The 7069-nt window shown below is 74.7% G+C and carries 8 protein-coding genes; 6 read left to right on the top strand and 2 right to left on the bottom strand.

The genetic code is table 11. The features are described 5' to 3' along the window. Positions 1-418, bottom strand: a 418-nt coding sequence (locus IH44_RS0138385; protein WP_030464492.1) for a hypothetical protein, incomplete at its 3' end; no start/stop codon positions are given. A gap of 237 nt (positions 419-655) precedes the next feature. Here IH44_RS0138385 and def point away from each other — a divergent pair. From def to IH44_RS0138365, 4 genes are all read left to right on the top strand, one after another. Then, positions 656-1201: a peptide deformylase gene (def, locus tag IH44_RS0138380; RefSeq protein ID WP_030464491.1), complete on the top strand. Its 546-nt coding sequence runs from the start codon at positions 656-658 to the stop codon at positions 1199-1201. A gap of 188 nt (positions 1202-1389) precedes the next feature. Beyond that, positions 1390-2322 (top strand): methionyl-tRNA formyltransferase, encoded by a 933-nt coding sequence (fmt, locus tag IH44_RS0138375; RefSeq protein ID WP_030464490.1) that lies wholly within the window; start codon positions 1390-1392, stop codon positions 2320-2322. A 187-nt stretch (positions 2323-2509) separates the two neighbouring features. Continuing rightward, complete coding sequence (locus tag IH44_RS0138370; protein ID WP_030464489.1) at positions 2510-3943, top strand: RsmB/NOP family class I SAM-dependent RNA methyltransferase; 1434 nt, start codon at positions 2510-2512, stop codon at positions 3941-3943. 39 nt (positions 3944-3982) lie between these two features. After that, on the top strand, positions 3983-4306 hold the full coding sequence (locus tag IH44_RS0138365) for a hypothetical protein (RefSeq protein ID WP_030464488.1): 324 nt from the start codon (positions 3983-3985) through the stop codon (positions 4304-4306). 7 nt (positions 4307-4313) lie between these two features. On the opposite strand, the gene IH44_RS0138360 is transcribed toward IH44_RS0138365, so the two are convergent. After that, complete coding sequence (locus IH44_RS0138360; RefSeq protein WP_030464487.1) at positions 4314-5006, bottom strand: TetR/AcrR family transcriptional regulator; 693 nt, start codon at positions 5004-5006, stop codon at positions 4314-4316. 191 nt (positions 5007-5197) lie between these two features. On the opposite strand from IH44_RS0138360, the gene IH44_RS0138355 reads away from it, so the two are divergent. Both IH44_RS0138355 and IH44_RS0138350 read left to right on the top strand, forming a co-directional pair. Then, positions 5198-6217: an ATP-binding cassette domain-containing protein gene (locus IH44_RS0138355; protein ID WP_051818215.1), complete on the top strand. Its 1020-nt coding sequence runs from the start codon at positions 5198-5200 to the stop codon at positions 6215-6217. Continuing rightward, the gene (locus tag IH44_RS0138350) at positions 6214-7002 is read left to right on the top strand and encodes an ABC transporter permease (protein WP_030464485.1); all 789 of its coding nucleotides are present in this window, start codon (positions 6214-6216) and stop codon (positions 7000-7002) included. Before IH44_RS0138355 ends, IH44_RS0138350 begins: the two co-directional genes overlap by 4 nt. The last annotated feature ends 67 nt before the right edge of the window (positions 7003-7069 follow it).

Here is a 7069-nt window from a genome sequence, read left to right as displayed (position 1 = left end):
TGGCGGCGGCGGGCGGCGGCGGGGCGGCGGGGGTGTCGGTCTCGCGCGGGGCGGGGAGGAGTTCGCCGGTGGGGCGGCGCATGCCGTAGCGGCGGTGGACGGCCTGCTTGGTGACGCCGAGCGCGGAGCCGACCGAGTCCCAGGAGAAGCCGAGGGCGCGGTCGAACTCGACGGCGGCGGCGACCAGGGTCTCGACGCTCTCGCGCAGTTCCTGGGCGAGCCGGACGGTCGGGGCGGGGGCGCGACCGTAGACCACGAAGCCGGCGGAGGTGCTGGGGCGGCGGGGCCGGTAGACGTTGCCCAGTTGGGCGGTGAGCGTGCGCAGGGCGTCGACCTGGCGTCGGACCCGCTCGATGTCCCGCACCAGCAGGTGCAGGGACGCCCGGGCCCGGGCGTCGTGGTTGATCTGCTCGGCCATGGCCTCGTTGCCACCTCTCGGTCGGGTCGCGTGCTCGGGGCGCTCGCGCGTCCCGGTCAATTCGCATTGACCAACGCACGTCGGGTCGTTGGGTCACGCGCGGAGTGCGACTCGGGATATGCCAGTGGCCGCCCGAACCGGTGGCGGGGATTGCATAGACTTCCCGGAGGCCGCCGTTTCCGGGCGGTCCTGTCGGTGCAGAGTCGGTGCAGAGTCGGTGCAGAGGGAGTCGCAGTCTTGGCAGTTCAGCCGATCCGGATCTTCGGCGACCCGGTGCTGCGGGCGACCGCGAAGCCGGTGACCGTCTTCGACAAGGAGCTGCGGAAGCTGGTGAAGGACCTGACCGACACCATGCTGGAGGCTCCCGGGGCCGGGCTGGCCGCGCCGCAACTGGGCGTCTCGCTGCGGGTGTTCGCGTACAACGTGGACGGGGTGGTGGGCCACCTGATCAATCCGGACCTGTCGCTGAGCGAGGAGGAGCAGGACGGCCCCGAGGGGTGCCTGTCGCTGCCCGGCCTGCGGTTCGACACCAAGCGGGCGTACGGCGTGGTGGCCAGGGGCGTCAACATGCACGGGGAGCCGGTGACGGTGGAGGGCACCCAGCTGCTGGCGCGGTGCATCCAGCACGAGACGGACCACCTGGACGGGATCATCTTCATCGACCGGCTGGACCGGGAGGCCCGGAAGGCCGCGATGAAGGCGATCCGGGAGACCGACTGGGGCGGCGGTCCGGCGCCGACGGTGCGGATCTCGCCGCATTCCACCTTCGGGCCGATCCGCTGACGGTTCGTCCGCCGATCATGTGTTGAGGTTGTGCGGAAATACGGTTGTCGGGGGCCGGAGGGCGGTTGCCCGGCGGTCGCTCGGCGGCCGGCCGGTGTCCGTTCGTCGGCTGTTCGTCGGCTGTTCGGCGGGTATTTCCCGGCAATCAGATGTTCCGACCGTTCGAATCCAGTGAAAGGCCCCCGCCCGTGCGTCTCGTCTTCGCCGGCACCCCCGAGGTCGCCGTTCCCGCCCTGGACGCCCTGCTGGCCTCCCGGCACGAGGTGGTCGCCGTGGTGACCCGCCCCGACGCGCCGGCCGGGCGCGGGCGCAAGCTGGTGGCCAGCCCCGTCGCGCAGCGCGCCGAGGAGGCCGGCATCGAGGTGCTCAAGCCGGCCCGGCCGAGCGAGCCCGATTTCATGGCCCGGCTGGCCGAGATCGCCCCCGACTGCTGCCCCGTGGTGGCGTACGGCGCGCTGATCCGGCCCGGCGCGCTGGAGATCCCGGTGCACGGCTGGGTCAACCTGCACTTCTCGCTGCTGCCCGCGTGGCGCGGCGCCGCGCCCGTGCAGCACGCGGTGATGGCGGGCGACGAGGTCACCGGTGCGTCCACCTTCCGGATCGAGGAGGGCCTGGACTCCGGGCCGGTGTTCGGCGTCCTCACCGAGACCGTCAAGCCCACCGACACCAGCGGCGACCTGCTCGGCCGGCTCGCGCACGCCGGCGCCGAGCTGCTGGTGCGCACCATGGACGCGATCGAGGACGGGCAGGCCAGGCCCGAGCCGCAGCCGCTCGCCGGGGTGTCGCTGGCACCCAAGCTCACCGTCGAGGACGCCCGGATCGAGTGGACCCACCCCGCGCTGCGGGTCGACCGGGTGGTGCGCGGCTGCGCGCCCGCGCCCGGCGCCTGGACCACCTTCCGCGGCGAGCGGCTCAAGGTCACCGGCCCCGTCCGCCTGCTGCCCGGCGAAACCGCCCTGGCGCCGGGCGAGTTGGCGGTCGCCAAGAACAGCGTCCGGGTCGGCACCGGCAGCCACGAGGTGGAGCTCGGCGAGGTCCGGCCGCAGGGCAAGAAGGCGATGGCGGCCGCGGACTGGGCGCGCGGGGCGCGGATCGAGTCCGGGGAGCGGTTCGAGGGCTGAGGGTCGAGGGCCGACGGGGAGCGGTTCGAGGGCTGAGGGTCGAGGGCCGACGGGAAGCGGTTCGAGGGCTGAGGCGCGGGCGGGGCCTTCGGGGACGGGGTGCGGGGTGGGTTCGGCCTAGACTTGGGGGAGACCCCTCGTCGGGTCGGACCTGATCCGCAGCACCTTTTGTTTCGAGGCATTCGTTTTGAGCACCCCCGCCGGCGCGAAGCGCGCCCCCCGTCCGCACCGCCGTCCGAAGAAGGACCCCGCCCGGATCGTCGCGTTCCGGGCGCTGCGGGCCGTCGACGAGCGCGACGCGTACGCCAACCTGATCCTGCCCTCGCTGCTGCGCGAGGCCGAGCGCAAGGGCATGGAGCGGCGCGACGCGGCGCTCGCCACCGAGCTGGTGTACGGCACGCTGCGCGGCCAGGGCACCTACGACGCGGTCATCGCCGCCTGCGTGGACCGCCCGCTGCGCGAGGTCGACCCGCCGGTGCTGGACGTCCTCTCGCTGGGCGCGCACCAGCTGCTCGGCACCCGCATCCCCAGCCACGCCGCGGTGTCCGCGACCGTCGAGCTGGCCCGGGTGGTGCTCGGCGACGGCCGGGCCAAGTTCGTCAACGCCGTGCTGCGCAAGATCAGCGCCCAGGACCTGGCGGGCTGGGTCGCCCAGGTCGCCCCGCCCTACGAGGACGACGCCGAGGACCACCTGGCCGTCGTCCACTCCCACCCGCGCTGGGTGGTCTCCTCGCTGTGGGACGCGCTCGGCCGCTGGCAGCCGGACGCGAGCGGGCGGCAGGCGATGGAGCAGCTGCTGGAGGCCGACAACGCCCGCCCCGAGGTCACCCTGGTGGCCCGCCCCGGGCGCTCCTCGGTCGCGGAGCTGCGCGAGGCGCTGCCCGAGGTCGAGGACGGCCGCTGGTCGCCGTACGCGCTGCGGCTCACCGACGGCGGCGACCCGGCCGGGGTCGACGCGGTGCGGGAGAACCGGGCCGGTGTCCAGGACGAGGGCAGCCAGCTGGTCGCCCTCGCCCTCGCCAACGCCCCGCTGGACGGCCCCGACCAGCTCTGGCTGGACGGCTGCGCGGGCCCCGGCGGCAAGGCTGCGCTGCTCGGCGCGGTCGCCGCGGAGCGCGGCGCGGCGCTGGTCGCCTCCGAGAAGCAGCCGCACCGCGCCCGGCTGGTGGCCCGCGCGCTGGACGGCAACCCCGGACCGTACGCCGTCATCACCGCCGACGGGACGCGGGGCGCCTGGCAGGGCGGGGCGTTCGACCGGGTGCTGGTCGACGTGCCGTGCTCCGGCCTGGGCGCGCTGCGCCGCCGACCGGAGGCGCGTTGGCGGCGCCGCCCCGAGGACATCGCCGGATTCGGGCCGCTGCAGCGGGAGTTGCTCCGTTCGGCGCTGGACGCGGCGCGGGTCGGCGGCGTGGTCGGCTACGCGACCTGCTCGCCGCACCTGGCGGAGACCCGGGCCGTGGTCGACGACGTGCTGCGCGGCCGGGCGGACGTGGAGTGGATCGACGCCCGTCCGCTGCTGCCCGGCGTGCCCGATCTGGGGGACGGGCCGGACGTGCAGTTGTGGCCGCACCTGCACGGGACGGACGCGATGTATCTGGCGCTGCTGCGGCGGACCGCCTGACGGTAAACTCCCCTCCCTGGCAAGGGAATCGGGGGAGCCGTGTCGGAGGACCCGGAGTTCGCGGTGCTGATCACCTCGGTCGGCGAGCGGCGGATCGCGGTGTACCAGGAGCTGGGGAGGGCGGTTTCCTGGAGCCTGTGGGGGGCGAGTCAGGCGTTGGCGGAACTGCCGGTCGAGCTGCCGTCGACCTGGCAGTTCCCCGAGGCCCGGCGGCTGGTGGCCGACCTGCGGGCGGCCGGGGCGACGGTGGGCCTGCGGTGCGGCTGGTGCGCGCGGGCGGTGGATCCCGAGGTGCCGGTGGATCCGGGGCCGTGCCGGGAGCAGACGGGGGTCTACGGGGATCCGTGCCGCGCCTCGGTCTGACGGCGCGTCAGTCTGCTGTCAGGAGCGCGGTGATGAGGCGTTGCAGGCCGCGTTCGAAGGCGGCGTCCGGGTCGGGCGGGGCGCCACTCTCGGCGAGGGTGGCGGTCAGGTTCGGGTAGCGGCCGGTGGCGGTGGCGGTCTGCAGGTAGCGGACCAGGTCGGTCAGCCAGCGGGCGCCGGCCTGCGCGGAGCGCTGCTGCCAGTCGGTGAACTGGCAGACGTAGCCGGTCAGTTGGGAGAACGCCTCCATCTTGGCGGTGCCGCCGAGCGGCGTGCCGGCCAGCGCGGCCAAGTGGAACTCGGTGACCCGCAGGCCGTTCGGGCCGAGGCTCGGGCGGTGCGTGATCAGGGTGGTGGCCCAGCCGTGCCTGGTCAGGATCCCCCGCAACTGGTGGGCCAGCAGGGTGAGATCGGCCCGCGGGTCGCCGCTGGGGCCGGCCGGCAGGTCGTACTCCTCGGCCAGCAGGTCGACCAGCAGGTCGAACAGGTGCTCCTTCTTCGGCACGTAGTTGTACAACGACATGGTGCCGGCGCCGAGTTCGGCCGCGACCCTGCGCATGGTGACCGCGTCCAGCCCCTCGCGGTCGGCGAGGCCGAGCGCGGCCCGCGCGATCGACGTCCGGCTGTGCGCCGGCCTCGGCCCGCGGCCGGAGTACTCCGGGCGCAGCCAGATCAGCTCGGGTTCCTCGCCGGACGACATTTCGCTTGATCACCTCGGGGGCCAGTCTAGGCGCTGCAGGGGAGGGCGGCTCGGGGCGTGCGGGGTGTGCGGGGGGTTCCGGGCGTGCTGGGCGTTCCGGGTGTGCGGGGCTTCTCGGTCGCGCTTTTCTACGTACGGCGTACCTAGTATGGTGGCGGTACTACGTACGATGTACTCGGAAAGGGCCTGCCATGAGCGACCCGGTCATTGCCGTACGCGGCCTGTCCAAGCGGTTCGGCGCCACCGTGGCGCTCGACGGACTCGAACTCGACGTCCCGGAAGGGGCGGTGTGCGGCCTGCTCGGCCCCAACGGGGCGGGGAAGAGCACCCTGGTGCGGGTGCTCGCCACGCTGGTGCGTCCGGACCGGGGGGTGGCGCGGGTGTGCGGGTACGACGTGGTGGCGGACGCGGCCGCGGTGCGGCGGCGGATCGGGCTGGCCGGGCAGTACGCCGCCGTGGAGGAGGGCATCACCGGCCGGGAGAACCTCGAACTGCTCGGCAAGCTGCACCACTTGGGCGCGGCGAAGGCCCGGGAGCGGGCCGCGGAACTGCTGGAGCGCCACCGGCTCACCGACGCCGCCGACCGCCTGGTGCGCGGCTACTCCGGCGGCATGCGCCGCCGGCTCGACCTGGTGGCGAGCCTGATCGCCCGCCCCCGCGTGCTGTTCCTGGACGAGCCGACCACCGGACTCGACCCCCGCAGCCGACGCGAGATCTGGTCCGCCGTACGGGAGTTGGCTGAGCAGGGCACCACCGTGCTGCTCACCACCCAGTACCTCGACGAGGCCGACCGGCTGGCCGATCGGGTCACCGTGCTGGACCGGGGCCGGACCGTCGCCGACGACACCCCCGCCCGGCTGAAGGCCGCGATCGGCACCCTGGTCGAAGTCGCCCTCCCCGAGGACGCCGACCTGGAACGGGCCCGCGCCGTACTGGCCGCACTCACCGGCGGCCACCCCGCCGTCGACCCCGCGCGCGGCCGGCTGAGCGCCGTCTCCGACCCGGCCCGGCCGCTCGCCCTGCCGCAACTGGTACGGGAGTTGGACGCGGCGGGTGTCACCGCCTCGGACGTCGCGCTGCGCACTCCGTCGCTGGACGACGCCTTCCTCGCGCTGACCGGCGGGGGCGGGGTTGCCGGCGCTGCTGCGGGCGCCGTCCCGGGGCTGGACGTTCCGGGGCTGGACGTTCCGGAGTTGGGGAGCGCGGCATGAGTGTGATGACGATGCCGGTGGACGCCGCCGCCTCGGCCCGCCGGACCCTGCTGGTCTACCGGCACTCGCCCGGGCTGCTGCTCTCCTCGCTGCTGGTGCCGGTCGCCATGGTCGGGGTGTTCGGCTACGTGTTCGGCAGCGCGATCGAGGTGCCCGGGGGCGGCGCCTACCGGGAGTTCCTGATGCCCGGACTGTTCGCACTGGTCGCGCTGAACGCCGTCATGCCCGCGATGGTCGGCGGTGCCCGGGACGCCGGACGGGGCGTCACCGACCGGCTGCGCTCGATGTCGGTCTCCCGGCTCGGCCTGCTCACCGGCCAGGCGCTGGCCGACCTGCTGGTCGCCGCCGCCGTCCTGGTGCCGACCGCGCTGGTCGGCCTGGCGGCCGGCTGGCGGATCCGGCACGGCCTCGGCCCGGCGCTCGGTGCGTTCGGCCTGCTGCTGCTGTTCCGGTTCGCCTGCGGCTGGGTCGGCACCGCGCTCGGCCTGGCCGTCGGCAAGGAGGAGACGGCCGGCCAACTCGGCGCCCTGACCATCCCGTTCGGCATGCTCACCAGCGCCTTCGTGCCCACCGGCGGGATGCCCGGCTGGCTGGCCGCGCTCGCCGAGTGGAACCCGGTCAGCGCCGTGGCCGAGGCCGGGCGGCAACTGTTCGGCAACCCGTCCGCGCCCGGCGGCGGCTGGCCCGCGCAGCACCCGCTGGCCGCCGCGCTCGGCTGGTGCGTTCTGCTGATCGCGCTCGCCGCGCCGCTCGCCGTGCGGAACTTCGCCCGCTCGGGGCGGTGAGGGGGAGGGGGAAAGGTGGACGGGCAAGCGTGGGGGGAGGGAGGTGAGTGGGCGGGCGGTGGCGGGG

The organism is Kitasatospora sp. NRRL B-11411 (genome assembly GCF_000721345.1).
In the GTDB taxonomy this organism is placed as follows: domain Bacteria; phylum Actinomycetota; class Actinomycetes; order Streptomycetales; family Streptomycetaceae; genus Kitasatospora; species Kitasatospora cineracea.
Note: the sequence above shows the minus strand (reverse complement) of the source record. Positions and strands in the feature narration are given on the sequence as shown.